The following is a 20,701-nucleotide window of genomic DNA, read 5'->3' as shown; positions in this document are numbered from 1 at the left end:
TCAAATTTGCTTTAAGAGTTGCGCTGTTTCAAACAAAGGCAAGCCCATGATGCCGGAATAGGAACCTTTAATTTCTGAAATATGGGTGGCAGCCAATCCTTGCACACCATATGCGCCCGCTTTGCCCATGGGCTCTCCACTGGCGATGTAGGATTTGATGTCGGCCAATTTCATAGGTGCAAAAGTAACTTGTGAAACTGACACGCAGATTGCGCGTTTGCGATTTGAAGCCACAGCCACTGCCGTCAAAACACGGTGGGTTTGACCCGACAACATTTTCAAAATTCTCAAAGCATCTTTGTCGTCTTGAGGCTTGCCCAATATTTCACGGCCCAAGGCCACTGTGGTGTCTGCGCAAAGGATGGGCGCTTGAGGCAAGCCTCGCTGCTTCATGCGGACCACCGCGGCTTCTAACTTGAGTTGCGTGACACGCTTGACGTAGGTCAAGGGCGCCTCGCCAGGCCTGCCCATTTCGAGGGCTTCCGCGTCTTCTTCAGGCGATGGCAAAAGCAATTCGTAACGAACTCCAATTTGTTCTAGCAGTTGTCTGCGGCGTGGGCTTTGTGACGCCAGATAAACAAAGTTCTTCATGGGCATCTTACTCACGGTGATAAGGGTGGTTTGCGTTCACAGACCATGCCCGATACAACTGTTCAATCAGAAGCACGCGCGCCATGGCATGCGGCAAAGTCAGGTCTGACAAACGAATTCTTTCGTGGGCTGCATCCCTAAATGCAGGCTCGAGACCATCGGGCCCGCCAATGATGAGGGCCACATCATCACCACTCAACTGCCAGTCCTTTAAGCGCTGTGCTAGGGCCGTTGTCCGCAAAGACGTACCGCGCTCGTCTAACACCACAATGCGAGTGCCGCGCGGAATGACGGCCTCTATGCGTTGCCGCTCAGCCGCTACCAGGGTTTCATAGGTTTTAGAACCGCGAGGCTCCGTTTTGACGGCCTTGAGTTCCACTTTGAGTTCGGGTGGAAATCTTTTGGCGTAATCGTCCCAAGCGGTTTGAGCCCAATCGGGGATCCGTTGCCCCACGGCCACAATGAGCAGCCTCATTCGCGTTAAGCCTTAGGTTTTGCCTTGGCCTTGGGCTTAGCCTGGGATGCGGTTTTAGAAGCTGGCTTCGAAGATGACTTGGAAGCCGGCTTGGAAGTTGATTTGACAGCGGGCTTGGCTGTAGATTTCACAGCAGCTTTGGCACCAGATTTAACGACCGATTTAGCGCCATTTTTAGCCGACGTTTTAGCGGATGTTTTGCGAGCAGGTTTAGCTGACTCTGAGCCCATAGGTCCAACGGGCACAGCATCGCGTCGAGTGGGTGTTCTGCCGGCACTGACGTTGGCCTTTTTCTTGGCGACTGGTTTGCGCACAGGTTCAACAGGTTTGGGTGCACCCAGCTTCAATCGAACAGGTTTGTCACCCCAAATTTCTTCGAGGTTGTAGTACGAACGAATGGTGGGCTGCATGATGTGCGCCACGGCACTGCCACAGTCCACAATGATCCATTCACCATTGTCTTCGCCTTCAATGCGTGGCTTGGGATAGCCCGCCTCACGAACTTTGTCGCGGACACTGGCGGCCAAGGCTTTGGTTTGGCGATTGGACGTACCAGAGGCAATGATGACGCGCTCAAACAAAGGCGACATGGCCTCTGTATCGAACACCACAATTTCTTGTGCTTTCACATCCTCCAAAGCGTCCACAATGGCGCGCTGGAGTTTTTGGGTGTCTTTTTTGGCAGAGGTATCAGTCATCGTGCTAGCTGGTAAAGGTGATGGCGGTCAATATACAGCGCAACGGCCTTGGGGACCAGTGCGCCGATGGGTTGGCCATGGGCTACCCGAGTTCGAACTTCCGTTGCGCTGTGTGGCAAGGGGGGTAATTTCAAGGTTTGGGTGGGAATGTCATGGCTAGAAGCGTCAGGGCCTGGTGAGTCAGGCGTCTCGCGCTCAGCAACGCAAATTATAGCCCGCTGAGAAATTTCCTTGATTTCATGCCATGTGCCCAAGGCTTTGCCCTGATCTTCCCCGACAAATAAGAAAAATTGGGCTTCAGGAAGCTGTAATTGGAGGTCTCGCAAAGTTTCAACCGTAAAGCTGGGGCCTTGGCGCTTGAGCTCCATATCATCCACTTTGACCCGTGGCAGATGCCCAAAAGCCAGCTGCGCCATTTTTAAGCGATGCACACCATCACTCAAGGTGCGCGGCTTGTGCCAGGCATCGCCTGTTGGAATGATCCGCAATTCATCGAGTTGAAACTGCGCAATAGCCGCCTCCGCCATGGCCACATGGGCCAGGTGCGGTGGATCGAAGGCACCCCCCAAGATGCCAACGCGTTGTGGTGTCAAACCCAATCCCTAGGCTTTAAAAACTTGGAAACCAATTGAGCCTCCGCTGAATCGGGGGCATCCACGCGGTTGTAGGACCAACTGACCAATGAAGGCATGGACAGCAAAATGGATTCTGTTCGACCACCTGATTGCAGGCCAAAGTGGGTGCCTCGGTCCCAAACCAAATTGAATTCAACGTAACGGCCGCGTCTGTACAACTGAAAGTCGCGTTCACGTTCGCCATAGGGCGTGTCTTTGCGTTTCATGACCAGGGGCATGTAGGCCTTCAACAAGCCGTTGCCCACATCCTGCATCATGGCAAAACCCTTTTCAAAGCCAAGCTCGGAAAAGTCATCGTAAAAAATACCACCCACACCGCGGGCTTCGTTGCGATGCTTCAAGAAGAAGTATTCATCGCACCACTTTTTAAACCTGGGATGCAACTCAGCGCCATAAGGTTGAACTGCATCCTTGCATGTTTGGTGAAAGTGCACCGCGTCTTCTTCAAAAGCGTAATAAGGTGTCAGGTCCATGCCGCCGCCAAACCAGGACACAGGCTCTTTGCCCTCAGGCTTGGCCACAATCATTCGAATGTTCATGTGCACGGTGGGCACATAAGGGTTGCGCGGATGAAAGACCAAAGACACGCCCATGGCTTCAAAAGGCGCACCGGCCAATTCTGGGCGATGCTGCGTTGCTGAAGGCGGAAGCTTAGGTCCGCTGACATGAGAGAAGCCACACCCAGCTCTTTCAAAGACAGGGCCGCCTTCCAAGATTTGGGTAATGCCATCACCTTGAAGCATTTCGCCCTCAGGTTTGCGCCAAGCATCCACCACAAAATCTGTGCCATCCAAGTCTTTCAGTGCTTGGGTGATGTTGGATTGAAGCTTGATTAAATACTCGCGAACTGATTGAGCTTGGCTTACTTTCATAGGTCGTCTTTCTGCGGGCATTTGAAATACAAATTATTTTTTGGATTCTTGACTAGGCAAGGGTCGTATGGGGGCCGCTTGGTGCAGATTGAAACCTTCTGCACCTTCGTACATTTTACGAAGGTAAGCGTAGTCAACTTCTAGATCACCTGTCAGCTTGATGAAGCCTTCAAACTTGAGTTCTTTCTTTTTGTAGTCAAGTCTGACGACGGCCAATGGCAACTTAGCTCTGAGGGCCAACTGATAAAAACCACTACGCCATCCTTCAGTGTGCTTTCGTGTGCCCTCTGGTGATAAACCCAGCCAGAAAAATGTGTTGGCACGCTCGTGTTCTGCAAAAACTTCAACCATAGAGCCCACAACGCCCTGGCTGGAGGAACGGACAGTGGGAACACCACCAATCCAACGTATCCATGGGCCCACCAAGGGAATCTTAAACAAAGAATCTTTGGTTAAAAAATAAATGGGCATGCCCATGGTCCACTTGCTTAGCATGGCGGTCAGGAAATCCCAGTTGCTGGTGTGTGGATACACAATGGCAACGCCTTGCATGCTTGGCAGTCCTTGAAAATCAACTCGCCAGCCAATCAATTTCAAAAGCCAAGCAGCCCACATGTGGCCTTTGAATTGGACCGGATAAGGCCCAGGGATCAACTCGGGTTGCAACAATTTTGGCGTTTCTTGTTGGCTCATGATTTGATGGCCCTGAAACCAATATCTTTTCGATATTGTTGACCCTCAAAGTGAATGCCTTTGGCCACTTCATAAGCTTTTTGTTGCGCTTGCTTGACGGAGTCCGCCAAGACTGTGACACACAAAACACGGCCGCCCGAAGTCAATGTTTGTCCATCTTGAGGCGTGGTTCCCGCATGGAACACCATGGCCTCAGGATCGTCTTTGGGCAAGCCAGTAATGACATCGCCCTTGCGGGGGTTCATGGGGTAGCCTGCAGCTGCCATGACCACACCCAGTGCTGTGCGTCGATCCCATTCCAATTCAACAGTGTCCAGTTTTTCGCTGGTGGCCGCCAACATGACATCTACCAAATCGCTTTTCAAACGCATCATGATGGGCTGGGTTTCTGGGTCGCCCATGCGGCAATTGAATTCCAATGTTTTAGGCAGCCCTTGCGCGTCAATCATCAGTCCAGCATACAAAAAGCCGGTGTAGGGAATGCCGTCTTTTTCCATGCCCTTGATGGTGGGCATGATGACTTCCCGCATGGCCCGGGCGTGTACTTGGGCTGTCACAACCGGTGCAGGTGAATAGGCGCCCATGCCACCGGTGTTGGGGCCTTGGTCGCCGTCAAGCAAGCGTTTGTGATCTTGGCTGGTGGCCAAAGCCACCACATTCTTGCCATCACACAAAACGATGAAGCTGGCTTCTTCGCCTTGCAAAAATTCTTCAATGACCACACGGGGAACAGCAGCGCCGTCAGCGCCGGCGTTGTGCACCACGCCCAGTTGGTTGTCGAGCAACATAAAGTCAATAGCTTCGTGTGCTTCTGCTGCGGACATGGCCACCACAACACCCTTGCCTGCCGCCAAACCATCGGCCTTCACCACAATGGGGGCACCCATTTTGTCGATATAGGCGTGAGCTTGAACAGGGTCAGTGAAAGTTTCGTAAATGGCCGTTGGAATACCATGGCGCTGCATGAAGGCTTTGGAAAATGCCTTGGAGCTTTCCAATTGAGCAGCAGCTTTTGTAGGCCCAAAAATGCGCATACCGTGTGCACGAAACTCGTCCACAACACCAGCGGCCAAAGGCGCTTCAGGCCCCACAACTGTCAACTCAATTTTTTCTAGTTGCGCCCATTCACGCAATGCTTTCACATCCGTAATGGGCACATCGACCAAGTTGGGATCGCGAGCTGTACCACCATTGCCGGGGGCTACAAATACTTTTTGAATGCGTTCAGATTGTGACAACTTCCAAGCCAGCGCATGTTCGCGCCCGCCACCGCCTACTACCAATACTTTCATCGATCAAGCCTTATTCAGAAATGGTTGCGTTGTGGAAAACGTTTTGCACATCGTCCAAATCTTCCAAGATATCCAAGAGTTTTTGCATTTTGGCAGCATCGTCCCCCACCATGTCAATGGTGTTCTCAGCGCGCATGGTGACTTCGGCCATCTCAGCCATTAAGCCCGCTGCTTCCAATGCATTTTTAACCACTTCAAAATCTGTGGGCGACGTCAACACTTCAATGGCGCCCTCATCGTCTGCAATCACATCTTCGGCGCCTGCTTCCAAAGCAACTTCCATCACTTTGTCTTCTGAGGTGCCAGGTGCAAAAATCAATTGGCCGCAATGCTTGAACTGAAAAGCCACAGAGCCTTCAGTGCCCATGTTGCCACCGTGTTTGCTAAAAGCATGTCGCACTTCAGCCACCGTGCGCACACGGTTGTCGGTCATGGTGTCCACAATGATGGCGGCGCCGCCAATGCCATAGCCTTCGTATCGAATCTCTTCGTAGGTCACACCTTCCAAATTGCCCGTGGCCTTGTCGATGTTGCGTTTGACTGTATCGGCCGGCATATTGGCGGCTTTGGCTTTCTCAATGGCCAAGCGCAAACGCGGATTGGCTGTAGGGTCGCCTCCACCCGTTCTGGCGGCCACCATGATTTCACGAACCACCCGGGTCCAAATGCGCTGGCGTTTCTCGTCTTGTCTGCCCTTGCGGTGCTGAATATTTGCCCATTTACTGTGGCCAGCCATCTCAAATTCCTTGATGTTGATTTAATCTATTGGGTGAGATTTTACTTTTCTAGTTGAGGGGACCCCTTTTCATGCCAAATCAGCTTTTGATTGCCCGCAATAAAACCACAGATTGCCACATTCTGATGGGCATGGCCAACCGTCACGGCCTCATTACCGGAGCCACAGGCACTGGTAAAACGGTCAGTTTGCAGACTTTGGCCGAGAATTTCTCCAATCATGGGGTGCCCGTCTTCATGGCCGACGTCAAAGGCGATTTGGTGGGTATCAGCCAAACTGGCCACCTGAGCGACAAGCTCAAGGGCATTTTGAAGGATCGCCAAATGGACGAGCCTTCCGCACAAAGCTGCCCTACCACGCTGTGGGATGTGTTTGGCAAGCAAGGTCACCCCGTCAGGGCCACGGTGTCTGACATGGGTCCCTTGCTTTTGGGCCGCATGCTCAATCTGAACGACACGCAGGCGGGTGTCCTCAATTTGGTCTTCAAAATTGCCGATGACCAAGGCTTGTTGCTGCTCGACCTTAAAGATTTGCGTGCCATGTTGCAACACGTGGGCGAAAACGCCAGCCAATTCACCACCGAATACGGCAATGTGAGCGCTGCCAGCGTGGGCGCCATTCAACGTGGCTTGCTCGAAATTGAAACGCAAGGCGCTGACAAATTCTTTGGCGAGCCCATGCTCAACATCCAAGACTTTTTGCAAACGGACGCCAAAGGCAAAGGTGTGATTAATTTGCTGTGTGCCAGCGAGTTGATGAATGCACCTCGCCTTTACGGCACCTTCTTGCTGTGGTTGCTGTCCGAGTTGTTCGAGCAACTGCCTGAAATTGGCGACCCCGAAAAACCCAAGTTGGTGTTCTTTTTTGACGAAGCACACCTGTTGTTCAATGAGGCCCCCAAGGTGCTCATTGAACGCATGGAACTCTTGGTCCGCCTCATTCGGTCCAAAGGTGTGGGCGTTTATTTCGTCACACAAAACCCACTGGATGTGCCCGAAACAGTTCTGGGCCAATTGGGGAACCGTGTTCAGCATGCCCTGCGTGCGTTCACACCGCGCGATCAAAAGGCAGTCAAAGCCAGTGCGCAAACTATGCGCCCCAATCCCAACTTGGACATTGAGAAAGCCATCACAGAGTTGGGCGTGGGCGAAGCCTTGGTTAGCTTCTTAGACGAGAAGGGTCGGCCTGGCATCACCGAGCAAGCTTTTGTGTTGATGCCTGGCAGCCAATTGGGACCCATTACGCCAGAACAACGCAAAGCCTTGCTCGACAACTCATTGGTGGCGGGGGTTTATGAAAAAGCCATCGACAGAGAGTCCGCTTATGAAAAACTCAAGGGCGCTCATGCTGCTTCAGTTCAGGGTAATGAGGCCCAGCCATCTGGCAACGCTGGTGATAACAAGTCCTCCTCTAATGAGTCTCAAGGCAGCAATGCACTTTTAACTGGCCTTGGTGATGTTTTATTTGGTCGCACAGGTCCAAGAGGCGCGAAGCACGATGGCTTGGCTCAGGCGATGGTGAAGTCTGCCGTTCGAACCATTGGTTCGAGTGTGGGGCGGGAAATAGTTCGAGGTGTGTTGGGCGGCATTTTGGGCGGCAGAAAACGATAAAAAAAGCCGGAACAAGTCCGGCTTTTTTGTTGAAGGAACTGAGTGAGGTCCTTAGTTGGTCGTTGCCTCTTCTGGCTCATGCGGCTCCGACTTTGAGTGACGTCCTTCTTTTTTAGGCAACGGCGTGATGTCCAATAACACTTCGTCTTTGTCGTCCAAGTCGACACTCAAACGTCCACCATCGATCAATCGACCAAACAACAACTCGTCGGCCAAAGCCTTGCGAATGGTGTCTTGAATCAAACGCTGCATGGGGCGGGCGCCCATGAGCGGGTCGAAACCTTTTTTGGCCAAGAACTTGCGCAGCTTGTCGCTGAACGTGACGTCCACTTTCTTCTCTGACAACTGTGTTTCGAGTTGCAGCAAGAACTTGTCGACCACGCGCATGATGATTTGCTCGTCCAAAGCCTTGAAGCTGACCATGGCATCCAAACGGTTGCGGAACTCAGGGGTGAACAAGCGCTTGATATCGCCCATTTCATCGCCTGCTTGACGCGGGTTGGTAAAGCCAATGGTGGCCTTGTTCATGGTCTCGGCACCGGCATTGGTGGTCATGATGATGATCACGTTGCGGAAGTCGGCTTTGCGGCCGTTGTTGTCCGTCAAAGTGCCATGGTCCATGACCTGCAGCAAGACATTGAAAATATCGGGGTGCGCTTTTTCAATTTCGTCGAGCAGCAACACGCAATGCGGTTTCTTGGTGACCGCTTCTGTCAGCAAACCACCTTGGTCAAAGCCCACATAGCCTGGAGGCGCGCCAATGAGGCGGCTCACCGCATGACGCTCCATGTACTCCGACATGTCAAAGCGAATGAGCTCAATGCCCATGATGTAGGCCAACTGTTTGGCGGCTTCTGTTTTGCCTACGCCTGTAGGGCCGCTGAACAAGAAAGCACCAATCGGCTTGTCTGTTTTGCCCAAGCCAGAGCGCGCCATTTTGACGGCCGAGGCCAACACTTCGAGGGCCTTGTCTTGACCAAACACCACGCTCTTCAAATCGCGCTCAATGGTTTGCAATTTGCTGCGATCGTCGTTGGACACATTGGCTGGCGGAATGCGTGCAATCTTGGCCACGATGTCCTCGATCTCGGCTTTGCCAATGGTCTTCTTGCGCTTGGAAGGCGGCAAGATGCGCTGTGCAGCGCCGGCTTCGTCAATCACGTCAATGGCCTTGTCGGGCAACTGACGGTCGTTGATGAACTTGGCAGACAACTCGGCAGCGGCTTGCAGTGCCGCATTGGCGTACTTCACACTGTGGTGCTCTTCGAAGCGAGACTTCAAGCCCTTCAAAATGTCAATCGTCTCGGGCACAGTTGGCTCAACCACATCGACCTTTTGGAAGCGACGTGACAAGGCTGCATCTTTTTCAAAGATGCCGCGGTATTCAGTGAAGGTGGTGGCACCAATGCATTTCAATTGGCCACTAGACAGTGCGGGTTTGAGCAAATTGGAGGCATCCAAAGTACCGCCAGAGGCCGCACCAGCACCAATCAAGGTGTGAATTTCGTCAATGAACAACACAGCGTGTGGCTTGTCCTTCAAGGCTTTCAAAACGCCCTTCAAGCGTTGTTCAAAATCACCACGGTACTTGGTGCCTGCCAACAGGGCGCCCATGTCGAGTGAATAGACCACAGCTTCGTTCAAAATTTCGGGCACGCTGCCTTGCGTGATGCGCCATGCCAAGCCTTCGGCAATGGCAGTCTTGCCAACACCTGCTTCGCCCACCAACAAGGGGTTGTTTTTGCGACGACGACACAGAATTTGAATGGTGCGCTCAACTTCGTATTCACGGCCAATGAGCGGATCGATCTTGCCTTCTTTGGCCATCTGGTTCAGGTTCTGCGTGAACTGCTCCAGCGGTGAGGCTTTTTCATTGCGCTCACCACCACTGCCGCCCTCTTCGCTTTCAGGCGCAGGCGCAGCATCGCTGCCTTTGGCGGCTTCAGGTGGATCGCTCTTGCGAATACCGTGCGCAATGAAGTTCACCACATCCAAACGCGTAATGCCTTGCTGGTGCAAATAGTAAACAGCGTGCGAGTCTTTTTCGCCAAAGATAGCCACCAGCACATTAGCACCGGTCACTTCTTTTTTGCCACTGCCTGTGGATTGCACGTGCATGATGGCACGTTGAATGACACGCTGAAAACCCAATGTGGGTTGGGTATCAACTTCTTCTGTGCCAGCCACTTGGGGCGTGTTGTCTTTGATAAATGACGACAGCGATTGACGCAGATCGTCCACTTGCGCTGAACACGCACGCAACACTTCTGCTGCGCTGGGGTTGTCCAGCAATGCCAACAACAAGTGTTCCACGGTAATGAACTCGTGTCGCTGCTGTCGCGCCTCAACGAAGGCCATGTGCAAACTGACTTCCAATTCTTGGGCAATCATGTGATTTCCTTAAATGCCTTGCGGAGGTGAAAAATAATAGGTTGGGCAAATTTGTTGAATTTCAACTCCTTTATGCCACATTTTGAGATCGCTCTTGAGAAACTCATGCAACAGGCTCACTGACACACTGAAGTGGATGACCAGCCTGGTTGGCGGCATCAAGCACTTGATCCACTTTGGTCGCTGCAACATCACGCGTAAAGACGCCACACACACCTTTGCCGTCCAAATGAATTTTGAGCATGATTTGGGTAGCGGCTTCTCGGTCTTTGTTGAAAAATTCTTGAAGGACCAAGACCACAAACTCCATGGGCGTGTAGTCGTCATTCAGCATGACGACCTGGTACATCTGGGGTGGTCCTACTTTGGCAGGACGTCTTTCTAAAACCACAGAATCGCTATTTCCAGGAATACCAGCGGGGTCGCCGGCGCCCCCGGGAACTTTGGGGAAATTTGGTTTTTTGGGTTTCTCTGTAGCCATGTTTTCATTCTAGCGAGCCTTAGGGGCCTTCGGCTTTGCGTTGATAAAAAGTCCTTATGCCGCATTGCAACAATTCAGTCGCAGTCGGGTAAACCTTGAATTGACAAGAATCAATTGTGTGCTTTAAATGAACTTTACACAGTCAAAACGATGGAGACAGGCATGCCCAGTGGAACAGTCAAATGGTTCAATGACGCCAAGGGATTTGGATTCATACAGCCCGATGGTGGCGGTCCAGATGCTTTTGCGCACTTCTCTGCCATTGCGATGGAAGGTTTCAAAAGCCTGAAAGAAGGTGCTCGCGTCACTTTTGAGTTGAGTGATGGCCCCAAGGGCCCGATGGCCGTCAACATACAGGCTGAAGCGGGTGCTGCACCCGCAACGCCTGCACCAGACGCCTAAGTGGCTCTTGAGCTTGGTCAGTCGCTCAACAAGAAATAAGACAAGAAAAAAGCTCTTAAGAAATAATTCTTAAGAGCTTGATTCAGTTTAATGGTCGGCGTGGCGGGATTCGAACTCGCGACCCCTTGCACCCCATGCAAGTGCGCTACCAGGCTGCGCTACACGCCGACAAGCTTTAAATTATAGCCCGAGATTTGTCTCAAATAGAGAGCAAATCTCTAATATCCATTAATTCACGACGAAGCGTCGGCAAGCTGGAAGTGGCCTGAAAACTAGAAGCTCGTTGCGCGCTTTCCATGGCCAGTTCTTTCTCTTCAACGGGCATGTCATCGTCGGCCCCAGACACCATCTCTTCTGCAAAGACATCGTCTAAATCATTTTCGCCGGGTGCTTCTTTTTTAAGACCTCTTTGAGATTGCATCATCTCTTGCATTTTGTTTCGAGCACCACTGATGGTGAACCCCTGCTCATAAAGCAAGTCTCGAATGCGGCGAATCATGAGCACTTCGTGGTGCTGGTAATACCGGCGATTGCCGCGGCGCTTGACGGGCCGTAGTTGCGTGAACTCCTGCTCCCAATATCGGAGCACATGCGGCTTGACACCGCAAAGCTCGCCCACTTCACCGATGGTGAAATAGCGCTTGGCGGGGATAGACGGGAGGGAGTTCTCCATTGAAATCACAAACTTGCTGAGGGAACCTACAAGCTTACTCTAAGCAAGTGGCCTGCGTAAAGTCCTAAGACAAGAAATTTTTTGTATCTAAGGGAAATTTCTAAGTTTGATAAAGCGCTCAGACTTCTGATTTCTCATCGCCCTGAATGACAGCTTTGAGCTTGTGACTGGCATGAAATGTGGCCACACGCCTAGCTTCAATAGGGATCAACTCGCCCGTTCTGGGATTGCGGCCTGGACGGGGTGCTTTTTCCCGAATTTGAAAATTACCAAAGCCAGAAATTTTGACATCCGTGCCTTGCACCAACTGCGTGGCGATCAAATCAAAAAATGAGTCCACCATGTCCTTGGACTCGCGCTTGTTCAAACCAATTTGCTCAAACAGCATGTCCGCCAAATGCGCTTTGGTCAAGGCAGGCGTTTCAAGACTTTCAACTGAAAAATTCATAGCGTCTTTCTGACTCAATTTAAGAGCGCAAACGTGCTGACAGTTTCAATGCCAAGTGATCCAAAACAGCTTTGACTGTGGATTCGATTTGAACATCTGTCAAGGTTGCCTCTTCGCTGTTTAGCGTAAGGCGCACTGCAAGACTTTTCTCAACACCCTGCGTAGCCTGAGGACGGAACACATCAAACAAAACGGCATTTTTCAGCAAACCTGCTGTGGGTGCTTCGTGGATGGCGTTCATCAATTCTGCATGGCTGACTTTTTCTGCCACGATGACGGCAATGTCGCGCTCGACGGCTTGGAATCGGGCCACACCTTGCGCAACCGGAACGTCGCGTTGGAGCACGGCTTCCAAATCCAATTCGAACAGGATGGGTGCCAACTGCAAATCCCAAGATTGACGCCACCGAGGATGCAACTCGCCCACATGGCCAATCACTTGGCCATTGAGCTTAACTTGCGCGCAACGACCTGGGTGCATGGCTGGGTGTTCCGCAGCTTCAAACACAGGCTTGGCGGGTGCCAATAAAGCCTCCACTTCGCCTTTGACATCAAAGAAGTCGACATTGCGGACTTTGCCGCCCCAAGTGGTGGTGGTCACAGGACCATAAGCCACACCCGAGACGCGCATGGGCTGGTTCAAGCCCTCAACCGTGCTGTCACTGTCCTCGATGGATTCGTCACGCAAAAACACGCGACCCAATTCGAACACACGCACACGGTCGGCTTTGCGATCGGTGTTGAACTTGACCACTTGCAACAAGGAGCCCAGCAAGCTGGTGCGCATCACGCTCATTTGACTGGCGATGGGGTTGAGCAACTTGATAGGGTTGGCATTGCCAGCCAACTCATGTTCCCAACGCTCTTCGACAAAGCTGAAGTTGATGGTTTCTTGGTAACCCAATGCGGCAATACTGCGACGCACAGCAAAAGGACCGCGCACATTTTCTTTGCGGATTTTGGCTGTGATGGGGGCCAAAGGCGGTGTGGTGGGCAATTGGGTATAGCCCACCATGCGCGCCACTTCTTCAATGAGGTCTTCCTCAATTTCCAAATCGAAACGCCAGCTGGGGGGATTGACGGTGACCAAGCCTTCGGCTTCAGTGACCTCAAAACCCAAACCACGCAAGGCATCAGCGCATTGCTTTTGCGTCAGCGGCATACCAATCACTTTGACGGCACGTGCGACACGCAGCGTGACGGGTTTACGTACTGGCATGTTCAGTTTTTGGTCGTCCACAGGGCCCACTTGCGTGGAAGAGGTACCGCAGATATCGATCACTAACTGGGTGATGCGCTCGATGTGCTCTGCGGTGCTTTCTGGGTCAACACCCCGCTCAAAGCGATGTCCGGCATCAGTAGAAAAGTTGTAACGGCGTGAACGGCCGGCAATGGCTTTAGGCCACCAGAACGCAGCTTCGATGTAAATGTTTTGAGTGTCATCAGACACGGCTGTGGCGTCGCCGCCCATGATGCCTGCCAATGACTCTACTTGTGAGTCGTCGGCAATGACGCCCACTTTATCGTCCACTGTAACCGTGTTGCCATTGAGCAGCTTCAATGATTCTTCTGCATGGCCCCAGCGAACTTGGAGTCCGCCATGAATTTTGTCGAGGTCAAAAATGTGTGACGGACGGCCAAATTCAAACATCACATAGTTGGAAATGTCCACCAGCGGGCTAACGCTGCGTTGGCCACAACGCGCCAATCGGTCAACCATCCAAGCCGGTGTTTGGGCTTTGGGATTGACACCCTTCACCACGCGGCCACTGAAGCGGCCGCACAAATCTGTGGCTTCTACTTTCACAGCCAATTTGTCTTGCACTTGCGCTGTTAAGGCTTTGAAGACTGGCGCCTTCAAAGGCGTACCTGTCAGTGCCGACACTTCACGTGCAATGCCATACACACTTAAGCAATGCGCCAAATTAGGCGTGAGCTTGAGCGTGAGCAAGGTATCGTCCAAGTTTAAATAAGTACGAATGCTTTGGCCCAAAGGTGCATCAGCTGGCAACTCCAGCAAGCCGCCATGGTCGTCCGCAATTTTCAACTCTTTGGCCGAGCACAACATGCCTTGGCTTTCAACGCCGCGCAACTTGCCCACCTTGATGAGGAAGGGTTTGCCGTCTTCGCCAGGCGGCAACTCTGCGCCCACCATGGCGCAAGGGATGCGAATGCCAACGCGCGCATTGGGTGCGCCGCAAACAATGTTGAGCAATGTGGGTTGGCCCACATCCACTTGACACACACGCAAGCGGTCGGCATTGGGGTGCTGCTCTGCACTTTTGATTTCGCCAATCACAACATTTGTAAAAGGCGGGGCCACAGGTTGAAGTTCTTCAACCTCTAAGCCCGCCATGGTGAGTGTTTCGGCGAGTTGTTCTGTGTTGAGGGGTGGGTTGCAAAACTCACGCAGCCAGGATTCAGGAAATTGCATGGTCTTTAATTATTGAAATTGACTCAAGAAGCGAACGTCGCCGTCGAAGAACAAGCGCAAATCATTCACGCCATATCGGAGCATGGTGAGACGGTCGGGGCCCATGCCGAAGGCAAAGCCAATGAATTTTTCGGGGTCGAGTCCCATGTTGCGAACCACGTTGGGATGAACTTGACCCGAGCCCGCCACTTCCAACCAACGGCCTGCCAAAGGACCCGATTGAAATTGAATGTCCACTTCGGCACTGGGCTCTGTAAATGGGAAAAAGCTAGGACGGAAGCGCAAGACCAAGTCGTCGCTTTCAAAAAACGTACGGCAAAAATCGGTAAACACCACCTTCAAGTCTTTGAAGCTGACGTTCTCGCCAATCCACAAGCCTTCGCACTGATGGAACATGGGCGAATGAGTGGCATCGCTATCGACACGGTAAGTGCGGCCAGGCGCAATGACCCGAATTTCGGGCATGCCCCGCCCTGCATCCAATTGCGCTTTGTGACGCTTCACATGTTGCACCGCATGGCGAATTTGCATGGGGCTGGTGTGTGTACGCAGCAGATGACCGCCTTCTACATAGAAGGTGTCGTGCATCGAGCGTGCGGGGTGATCTTCGGGCGTGTTGAGCGCTGTGAAATTGAACCAGTCGGTTTCAATTTCGGGGCCTTGTGCCACTTCAAAACCCATGGAGCCAAAAATTTGCTCGATGCGCTCTAAGGTGAGTGACACAGGGTGCAAGCCGCCTTGCGTGAGGGGGCGGCCCGGTAATGTGACGTCAAAAGCTTCCGCTTTGAGTTGAACGGCCAACTCGGCATCGGCCAAAGCTTGGCGGCGCGCGTTCAGCGCGGCTTCAATGCCCTGCTTGGCAACGTTGACCGCTGCGCCGAATGTTTTCTTCTCTTCAACGCTCAAGGCGGCCATGCCCTTCATCATTTCGGTGATGCGGCCTGACTTGCCCAAATACAGGGCTTTGGCATTTTCAAGATCGGCGGGGGTTTGGGCCTGCGCAAAACTGCCGCGGGCCGCTTCAACCAAACTGTCCAACTCGGTCATGGTGGAAACTTTAAAAGGAACTTAAATTCAAAATGAAAAAAGGATTGAAGCCTTCGCAAGCTTCAACCCCTTAGATCGATTGCGATCGATAACGATCGATTGTGATCGACTGCGTGAGTACTTAAGCTGCGGCCAACTTGGCCTTAACTTGGTTCACGATGCCAGCAAAAGCGGCCTTGTCGTGCACGGCAATATCAGCCAACACTTTACGGTCGATTTCAATGGCAGCCTTTTTGAGGCCGTTGGCGAATTGGCTGTATGTCAGACCGCATTCACGGGCTGCAGCGTTGATACGCGCAATCCACAACTGACGGAACACACGTTTTTTGGCACGACGGTCGCGGTATGCGTACTGTCCAGCCTTCATCACCGCTTGTTTAGCGATGCGGAAGACATTACCGCGGCGACCGCGGAAACCTTTGGCCAGGGCCAATACTTTTTTGTGACGGGCTCGTGCCGTAACACCACGTTTTACGCGAGGCATATTTTCTCCTTGTTCGTCAGTGAATTACAGGCCAGCCGAAGGCAGCATTTGTGCCATGTGACCCATGTTGGTCTCATGCACGCCTACTGCACCGCGGAGGTGACGTTTGTTCTTGGTTGTCTTCTTCGTCAAGATGTGACGCTTGAAGGCTTGACCGCGTTTAACGGTACCACCAGGACGAACACGGAAGCGCTTTTTGGCGCTGCTTTTGGTCTTCATTTTGGGCATTTGACTGCTCCTTATTTTGTGCTCGTGAGGCGTCTGCAAACTCCTTGCAGCCTTGTTGGCCCCGAGCCACTTTTAATCAGCAACACACCGAAGTGTTTTGCTGTTTGAGGTTGGTGACAACCTCATTTGTAAGAGCTCCCGAAGGAACTCTTCAAACTCACTCTGAAGCTGCCGGAGCGGCTTCGTTGGCTGATTTACCAGCCGGTTTTTTGCGACCGGGTGCAATCATCATGATCATTTGGCGGCCTTCCAACTTTGGAAACTGCTCGACCACAATCAGATCGCCCAAGTCATCGCGAATACGCTGTAACAGTGCCATGCCCAACTCTTGGTGGGTAATTTCGCGACCGCGAAAACGCAGGGTCACTTTGCACTTGTCACCATCGGCCAAAAAGCGGCGGATGTTGCGCATCTTGATGTTGTAGTCACCGTCATCGGTACCGGGGCGGAATTTGATTTCCTTGATCTCAATGACCGTCTGCTTGGCTTTGGCTTCGGCAGCACGTTTTTGTTCTTGGTATTTGAACTTGCCGTAGTCCATCAAACGACAAACCGGGGGTGTGGCCGTGGCTGCAATTTCAACCAAGTCAACATCCAACTCTCCCGCCATGCGCAAAGCATCTGCTAAAGAAACAATGCCCAGTGGCTCGTTCTCGGGTCCGGACAAACGGACTTCAGGGAAAGTGATTTCACGGTTCAGGCGATGCTTACGCTCTTCGCGCTGACGGCGGTCACGAAATTCGGTGGTAGCGATGGTTCAAATCCTTTAATTAAAAACTGCACAAGGCAGCACAAACCGACGAGCAAGCGTCAAGCTAAAGCAATCGGAAAATTTCTTCAAACTTTAGATTCAATGTCTGATTGGACGAGTTCGATGAACGCGTCAACCGACATGACACCGAGGTCTTTGTTACCTCGGGCGCGGACTGCGACAGTACCCGCAGCCTTTTCTTTGTCGCCAGCGACAAGGATGTAAGGCGGCTTCTGCAATGAATGCTCGCGTATTTTATACGTGATTTTCTCGTTCCGGAGGTCTAAATCGACCCTAAGGCCTTGATTTCCCGCCAGTTTTTGCATTTTTTGGGCAATTTCGCGACAGTAATCGCTTTGGGAATCGGTAATGTTGCACACCACCACCTGCGTTGGGGCCAGCCAAACAGGCAAGGCGCCGGCGTGTTGCTCGATCAAAATACCAATGAATCGCTCCATGCTGCCCACGATGGCACGGTGCAACATAACGGGTCGATGGCGGTTGCCGTCCTCCCCTACGTACTCTGCATCTAGCCGCTCAGCCATAGAGAAGTCAACCTGTATGGTGCCGCACTGCCATTGACGACCAATGGCATCTTTCAGGGTGTATTCAATTTTGGGGCCATAGAAAGCACCGTCACCTGGGGCAATTTCAAAATCACAGTTGGAGGCACGCAGGCTTTCCATCAGGGCATGTTCGGCTTTGTCCCAAATTTCATCGGAACCAATGCGCTGTGCCGGACGGGTGGCCACTTTGTAAATGATGTCGGTAAATCCAAAATCTTTGTAGACCTTCTGCAAAAGCGTGGTGAAGTTAACGCTTTCATCCAAGATTTGGTCTTCCGTACAGAAGATGTGGCCATCGTCTTGCGTAAAGCCGCGCACCCGCATGATGCCGTGCAAGCCGCCTGTGGGCTCGTTGCGGTGGCACTGACCAAATTCACCATAGCGCAGTGGCAAATCGCGATAGCTCTTGATACCCTGCTTGAAAATCAAGATGTGACCCGGGCAGTTCATGGGCTTCAAAGCGTAATCGCGCTTCTCAGACTCTGTGGTGAACATGTTGTCGCGGTATTTGTCCCAGTGGCCTGTTTTTTCCCACAAGGACTTGTCAATGATCTGTGGACCTTTGACCTCTTGGTAGCCGTTGTCTTGATAAACAGCACGCATGTACTGCTCAACCTTTTGCCAAACAGACCAACCTTTAGGGTGCCAGAACACCAAACCAGGCGCGTGTTCATCAATGTGAAACAGGTCTAGTTCTCGGCCTAATTTGCGGTGATCGCGCTTCTCCGCCTCTTCCAATTGAGTCAGGTAGTTTTGTAAATCGTCTTTGCTGGTCCAGGCGGTTCCGTAAATTCGCTGCAGCATTTCGTTTTTGCTGTCGCCGCGCCAGTAGGCACCGGCCACCTTCATGAGTTTGAAGTGCTTCAGCTTGCCAGTGCTTGGCACGTGAGGGCCGCGGCACAAGTCTTCAAAAGCGCCCTCTTTGTACAAGCTCACGTCTTCATTGGAAGGAATACTGCCAATGATTTCTGCCTTGTAATGCTCACCCAAACCCTTGAAGTAGGTCACAGCCTCATCGCGCGGCAACACACGACGAAGCACAGGCTCGTCTTTGTTGGCCAATTCGGTCATGCGCTTTTCAATGGCCGCCAAGTCATCTAAGGTGAAGGGACGGCTGTACGAAAAGTCGTAGTAGAAGCCGTTTTCAATAACAGGGCCAATGGTGACTTGTGCTTCGGGAAATAAATCCTTAACGGCATAAGCCAGCAAGTGCGCGGTTGAATGACGAACCACTTCGAGGCCTTCTGCATCTTTGGCTGTAATGATGGCCAATTGGGCATTGGCCGCCATGGTGAAACTCGTGTCGACCACTTTGCCGTCCACTTTGCCTGCCAAGGCCGCTTTGGCCAAGCCGGCGCCAATAGAGGCCGCCACCTCTGCCACGGTCACGGGACCGGGAAACTCACGCAATGAACCGTCGGGAAGTGTGATCTGAACCATGCTCGAACTAAGAAAAAAGGAAGGCGCCCTGAAGGCGCCAGACATGAAAAACGCGGCATGAGCCGCGTCTTCAAACGCTCAGGCCAGATTTTACGCTGTGCCCGAGGTATTTTTCGATCAGTGGAACTGTTCTTCTTCAGTCGAACCGGTCAAAGCCGTGACGCTAGAGCGGCCGCCTTGAATCACGGTAGTCACTTCGTCGAAGTAACCGGTGCCCACTTCTTGCTGGTGCGACACGAAGGAATAGCCACGATCGCGCGCTGCGAACTCGGGTTCTTGCACCTTCTCAACATAGGCAGACATGCCGCGCTGAACGTAGGCCTGTGCCAAGTCGAACATGTTGTACCACATGGAGTGAATGCCAGCCAATGTGATGAACTGGTACTTGTAACCCATGGCGCCGAGTTCTTTCTGGAATTTGGCGATGGTGGCATCGTCCAAGTTTTTCTTCCAGTTGAAAGAAGGCGAGCAGTTGTAGGCCAACAATTTGCCTGGGTGCTTTGCATGAACGGCTTCAGCAAACTTGCGAGCAAATTCCAAATCAGGGGTACCGGTCTCACACCACACCAAGTCGGCGTATTCAGCGTAGGCCACTGCACGGCTGATGGCTTGCGCCATGCCCTTCTTGGTTTTGTAGAAACCTTCTGCAGTGCGCTCGCCTGTCAAGAAAGGTTTGTCGTTTTCGTCATAGTCGCTGGTGAGCAAGTCAGCAGCTTCTGCGTCGGTACGTGCAATGACCAATGTAGGTACGCCGCAAACGTCAGCAGCCATGCGAGCTGCGATGAGTTTTTGGCAAGCTTCAGTGGTAGGTACCAGCACTTTGCCGCCCATGTGACCGCACTTTTTCACAGAAGCCAATTGGTCTTCAAAGTGAACGCCACCAGCACCCGAAGTGATCATGGCTTTCATCAATTCGAAGGCATTCAACACGCCACCAAAACCTGCTTCAGCATCGGCCACGATAGGCGCGAAGTAATCTGTGTAATCTTTGTCGCCAGGGTTAGTGCCCTTAGACCATTGAATCTCATCTGCACGGCGGAAGCTGTTGTTGATGCGCTCAACCACCTTTGGCACGGAATCCACTGGATACAAAGATTGGTCGGGGTACATCGATGCGTATGAGTTGTTGTCGGCAGCAACTTGCCAGCCAGACAAATAGATGGCCTTGATACCGGCCTTCACTTGTTGCATGGCTTGACCGCCAGTCAATGCGCCCAAGCAATTGATGTAGTCCTCAGTGTGCAGCAAGCTCCACAATTTTTCAGCACCGCGACGAGCCAATGTGTGCTCGATGGGGAATGAGCCGCGCAAACGCACCACATCTGCTGCGGAGTAACCGCGTTTGATGCCTTTCCAACGGGGGTTGGTGGCCCAATCTTTTTCAAGGGCTGCAATTTGTTGTTCACGGCTGAGTTGTTCAACGAGATTTTGTGGCATGACGATTTCCTTCAGAGTGGTTGATGTTTCGGCCAATTCTTCGGTGAGAAAGATTCAGCGCTGAGGAGAATTCTAAGTCTTATAGAAGAGTCCTAAAACATCTTATGTCTTATATAAGACAAATATTTATTCATTTAAAATCAATGACTTATTTTTTATATATTGCATTATGGAATTATGTTTCTCATATCGAGAAAAAATGACGCATTGCAACATGCGCGCATTTCGCAATGCGAAACAAGATTGCAATTTTCAAAATGCTCTGGGGAAGCTTTTAAAAAACGATGTTGAAGCTGAAAGTCAATTTCAATGATTCC

Annotated in this window: 21 protein-coding genes and 1 tRNA gene; 2 read left to right on the top strand and 20 right to left on the bottom strand. The window is 52.0% G+C overall.

The window, feature by feature from the left end:
• Genes AMM03_RS02810 through AMM03_RS02775 form a run of 8 tightly spaced genes read right to left on the bottom strand, consistent with a single transcriptional unit; the run spans position 1 to position 5,992 of the window.
• On the bottom strand, positions 1–597 hold the full coding sequence (locus AMM03_RS02810; protein WP_369793663.1) for a Maf family protein: 597 nt from the start codon (positions 595–597) through the stop codon (positions 1–3).
• Position 598: 1 nt separating this feature from the next.
• Entirely contained in the window at positions 599–1,066 is a 468-nt protein-coding gene (gene rlmH, locus AMM03_RS02805) for a 23S rRNA (pseudouridine(1915)-N(3))-methyltransferase RlmH (protein WP_090128920.1), read from the bottom strand.
• A gap of 5 nt (positions 1,067–1,071) precedes the next feature.
• Entirely contained in the window at positions 1,072–1,764 is a 693-nt protein-coding gene (gene rsfS, locus AMM03_RS02800) for a ribosome silencing factor (RefSeq protein ID WP_090128919.1), read from the bottom strand.
• Positions 1,761–2,357 (bottom strand): nicotinate-nucleotide adenylyltransferase, encoded by a 597-nt coding sequence (gene nadD / locus AMM03_RS02795; protein ID WP_090129310.1) that lies wholly within the window; start codon positions 2,355–2,357, stop codon positions 1,761–1,763. The genes rsfS and nadD overlap by 4 nt, the downstream gene beginning before the upstream one ends.
• A complete protein-coding gene (hemF, locus tag AMM03_RS02790; protein WP_090128918.1) occupies positions 2,354–3,271 on the bottom strand; it encodes an oxygen-dependent coproporphyrinogen oxidase in 918 nt (305 codons plus the stop codon). Before hemF ends, nadD begins: the two co-directional genes overlap by 4 nt.
• A 33-nt stretch (positions 3,272–3,304) precedes the next feature.
• Positions 3,305–3,964, bottom strand: coding sequence for a 1-acyl-sn-glycerol-3-phosphate acyltransferase (locus tag AMM03_RS02785; protein ID WP_090128917.1), 660 nt, complete (start codon positions 3,962–3,964; stop codon positions 3,305–3,307).
• Positions 3,961–5,256, bottom strand: a complete 1,296-nt coding sequence (purD, locus tag AMM03_RS02780) for a phosphoribosylamine--glycine ligase (RefSeq protein ID WP_090128916.1) — start codon at positions 5,254–5,256, stop codon at positions 3,961–3,963. Before purD ends, AMM03_RS02785 begins: the two co-directional genes overlap by 4 nt.
• Before the next feature lie 10 nt (positions 5,257–5,266).
• On the bottom strand, positions 5,267–5,992 hold the full coding sequence (locus AMM03_RS02775; RefSeq protein WP_090128915.1) for a YebC/PmpR family DNA-binding transcriptional regulator: 726 nt from the start codon (positions 5,990–5,992) through the stop codon (positions 5,267–5,269).
• A 71-nt stretch (positions 5,993–6,063) separates the two neighbouring features.
• Here AMM03_RS02775 and AMM03_RS02770 point away from each other — a divergent pair, with 71 nt between their 5' ends.
• The gene (locus AMM03_RS02770) at positions 6,064–7,602 is read left to right on the top strand and encodes a helicase HerA-like domain-containing protein (protein ID WP_090128914.1); all 1,539 of its coding nucleotides are present in this window, start codon (positions 6,064–6,066) and stop codon (positions 7,600–7,602) included.
• Positions 7,603–7,653: 51 nt separating this feature from the next.
• On the opposite strand, the gene clpA is transcribed toward AMM03_RS02770, so the two are convergent.
• Together clpA and clpS are read right to left on the bottom strand one after the other, a co-directional pair.
• Positions 7,654–9,993 carry an ATP-dependent Clp protease ATP-binding subunit ClpA gene (gene clpA, locus AMM03_RS02765; protein ID WP_090128913.1) on the bottom strand — a complete coding sequence of 780 codons (2,340 nt, stop codon included), beginning with the start codon at positions 9,991–9,993 and terminating at the stop codon, positions 7,654–7,656.
• A gap of 103 nt (positions 9,994–10,096) precedes the next feature.
• Complete coding sequence (clpS, locus tag AMM03_RS02760; protein WP_090128912.1) at positions 10,097–10,474, bottom strand: ATP-dependent Clp protease adapter ClpS; 378 nt, start codon at positions 10,472–10,474, stop codon at positions 10,097–10,099.
• A 162-nt stretch (positions 10,475–10,636) separates the two neighbouring features.
• Between clpS and AMM03_RS02755 the strand changes: the two genes are divergently transcribed.
• On the top strand, positions 10,637–10,876 hold the full coding sequence (locus AMM03_RS02755) for a cold-shock protein (RefSeq protein WP_090129309.1): 240 nt from the start codon (positions 10,637–10,639) through the stop codon (positions 10,874–10,876).
• Between the two features lie 91 nt (positions 10,877–10,967).
• Here AMM03_RS02755 and AMM03_RS02750 read toward each other — a convergent pair.
• The 10 genes from AMM03_RS02750 to aceA form a co-directional block, all read right to left on the bottom strand.
• A tRNA-Pro gene (locus tag AMM03_RS02750) sits at positions 10,968–11,044 on the bottom strand.
• 31 nt (positions 11,045–11,075) lie between these two features.
• Complete coding sequence (locus tag AMM03_RS02745; protein WP_090128911.1) at positions 11,076–11,549, bottom strand: MerR family transcriptional regulator; 474 nt, start codon at positions 11,547–11,549, stop codon at positions 11,076–11,078.
• Positions 11,550–11,667: 118 nt separating this feature from the next.
• The gene (locus tag AMM03_RS02740) at positions 11,668–11,997 is read right to left on the bottom strand and encodes an integration host factor subunit alpha (RefSeq protein WP_090128910.1); all 330 of its coding nucleotides are present in this window, start codon (positions 11,995–11,997) and stop codon (positions 11,668–11,670) included.
• A 19-nt stretch (positions 11,998–12,016) separates the two neighbouring features.
• Positions 12,017–14,431 carry a phenylalanine--tRNA ligase subunit beta gene (gene pheT / locus AMM03_RS02735; protein WP_090128909.1) on the bottom strand — a complete coding sequence of 805 codons (2,415 nt, stop codon included), beginning with the start codon at positions 14,429–14,431 and terminating at the stop codon, positions 12,017–12,019.
• A gap of 9 nt (positions 14,432–14,440) precedes the next feature.
• Positions 14,441–15,478, bottom strand: a complete 1,038-nt coding sequence (gene pheS, locus AMM03_RS02730; RefSeq protein WP_090128908.1) for a phenylalanine--tRNA ligase subunit alpha — start codon at positions 15,476–15,478, stop codon at positions 14,441–14,443.
• A 121-nt stretch (positions 15,479–15,599) separates the two neighbouring features.
• Positions 15,600–15,962, bottom strand: a complete 363-nt coding sequence (gene rplT, locus AMM03_RS02725) for a 50S ribosomal protein L20 (RefSeq protein WP_055360961.1) — start codon at positions 15,960–15,962, stop codon at positions 15,600–15,602.
• A gap of 24 nt (positions 15,963–15,986) precedes the next feature.
• Entirely contained in the window at positions 15,987–16,190 is a 204-nt protein-coding gene (gene rpmI, locus AMM03_RS02720; protein WP_090128907.1) for a 50S ribosomal protein L35, read from the bottom strand.
• 157 nt (positions 16,191–16,347) lie between these two features.
• Positions 16,348–16,944: a translation initiation factor IF-3 gene (gene infC / locus AMM03_RS02715; protein ID WP_090128906.1), complete on the bottom strand. Its 597-nt coding sequence runs from the start codon at positions 16,942–16,944 to the stop codon at positions 16,348–16,350.
• Between the two features lie 83 nt (positions 16,945–17,027).
• Complete coding sequence (gene thrS / locus AMM03_RS02710) at positions 17,028–18,947, bottom strand: threonine--tRNA ligase (protein ID WP_090129308.1); 1,920 nt, start codon at positions 18,945–18,947, stop codon at positions 17,028–17,030.
• Between the two features lie 117 nt (positions 18,948–19,064).
• Positions 19,065–20,384, bottom strand: a complete 1,320-nt coding sequence (aceA, locus tag AMM03_RS02705) for an isocitrate lyase (protein ID WP_090128905.1) — start codon at positions 20,382–20,384, stop codon at positions 19,065–19,067.
• Positions 20,385–20,701: the final 317 nt, after the last annotated feature.

This window comes from Limnohabitans sp. Rim11, from assembly GCF_001269365.1.
Lineage (GTDB): Bacteria > Pseudomonadota > Gammaproteobacteria > Burkholderiales > Burkholderiaceae_C > Limnohabitans_A.
This window is presented reverse-complemented; position numbering and strand designations above follow the sequence as displayed.

Bases quoted from the DNA above. Each gene is read 5' to 3' on its own strand.
- AMM03_RS02810 (WP_369793663.1), bottom strand. From the start codon at position 597: ATGCCCATGAAGAACTTTGTTTATCTGGCGTCACAAAGCCCACGCCGC.
- rlmH (WP_090128920.1), bottom strand. From the start codon at position 1,066: ATGAGGCTGCTCATTGTGGCCGTGGGGCAACGGATCCCCGATTGGGCT.
- rsfS (WP_090128919.1), bottom strand. From the start codon at position 1,764: ATGACTGATACCTCTGCCAAAAAAGACACCCAAAAACTCCAGCGCGCC.
- hemF (WP_090128918.1), bottom strand. From the start codon at position 3,271: ATGAAAGTAAGCCAAGCTCAATCAGTTCGCGAGTATTTAATCAAGCTT.
- AMM03_RS02785 (WP_090128917.1), bottom strand. From the start codon at position 3,964: ATGAGCCAACAAGAAACGCCAAAATTGTTGCAACCCGAGTTGATCCCT.
- purD (WP_090128916.1), bottom strand. From the start codon at position 5,256: ATGAAAGTATTGGTAGTAGGCGGTGGCGGGCGCGAACATGCGCTGGCT.
- AMM03_RS02775 (WP_090128915.1), bottom strand. From the start codon at position 5,992: ATGGCTGGCCACAGTAAATGGGCAAATATTCAGCACCGCAAGGGCAGA.
- AMM03_RS02770 (WP_090128914.1), top strand. From the start codon at position 6,064: ATGCCAAATCAGCTTTTGATTGCCCGCAATAAAACCACAGATTGCCAC.
- clpA (WP_090128913.1), bottom strand. From the start codon at position 9,993: ATGATTGCCCAAGAATTGGAAGTCAGTTTGCACATGGCCTTCGTTGAG.
- clpS (WP_090128912.1), bottom strand. From the start codon at position 10,474: ATGGCTACAGAGAAACCCAAAAAACCAAATTTCCCCAAAGTTCCCGGG.
- AMM03_RS02755 (WP_090129309.1), top strand. From the start codon at position 10,637: ATGCCCAGTGGAACAGTCAAATGGTTCAATGACGCCAAGGGATTTGGA.
- AMM03_RS02745 (WP_090128911.1), bottom strand. From the start codon at position 11,549: ATGGAGAACTCCCTCCCGTCTATCCCCGCCAAGCGCTATTTCACCATC.
- AMM03_RS02740 (WP_090128910.1), bottom strand. From the start codon at position 11,997: ATGAATTTTTCAGTTGAAAGTCTTGAAACGCCTGCCTTGACCAAAGCG.
- pheT (WP_090128909.1), bottom strand. From the start codon at position 14,431: ATGCAATTTCCTGAATCCTGGCTGCGTGAGTTTTGCAACCCACCCCTC.
- pheS (WP_090128908.1), bottom strand. From the start codon at position 15,478: ATGACCGAGTTGGACAGTTTGGTTGAAGCGGCCCGCGGCAGTTTTGCG.
- rplT (WP_055360961.1), bottom strand. From the start codon at position 15,962: ATGCCTCGCGTAAAACGTGGTGTTACGGCACGAGCCCGTCACAAAAAA.
- rpmI (WP_090128907.1), bottom strand. From the start codon at position 16,190: ATGCCCAAAATGAAGACCAAAAGCAGCGCCAAAAAGCGCTTCCGTGTT.
- thrS (WP_090129308.1), bottom strand. From the start codon at position 18,947: ATGGTTCAGATCACACTTCCCGACGGTTCATTGCGTGAGTTTCCCGGT.
- aceA (WP_090128905.1), bottom strand. From the start codon at position 20,384: ATGCCACAAAATCTCGTTGAACAACTCAGCCGTGAACAACAAATTGCA.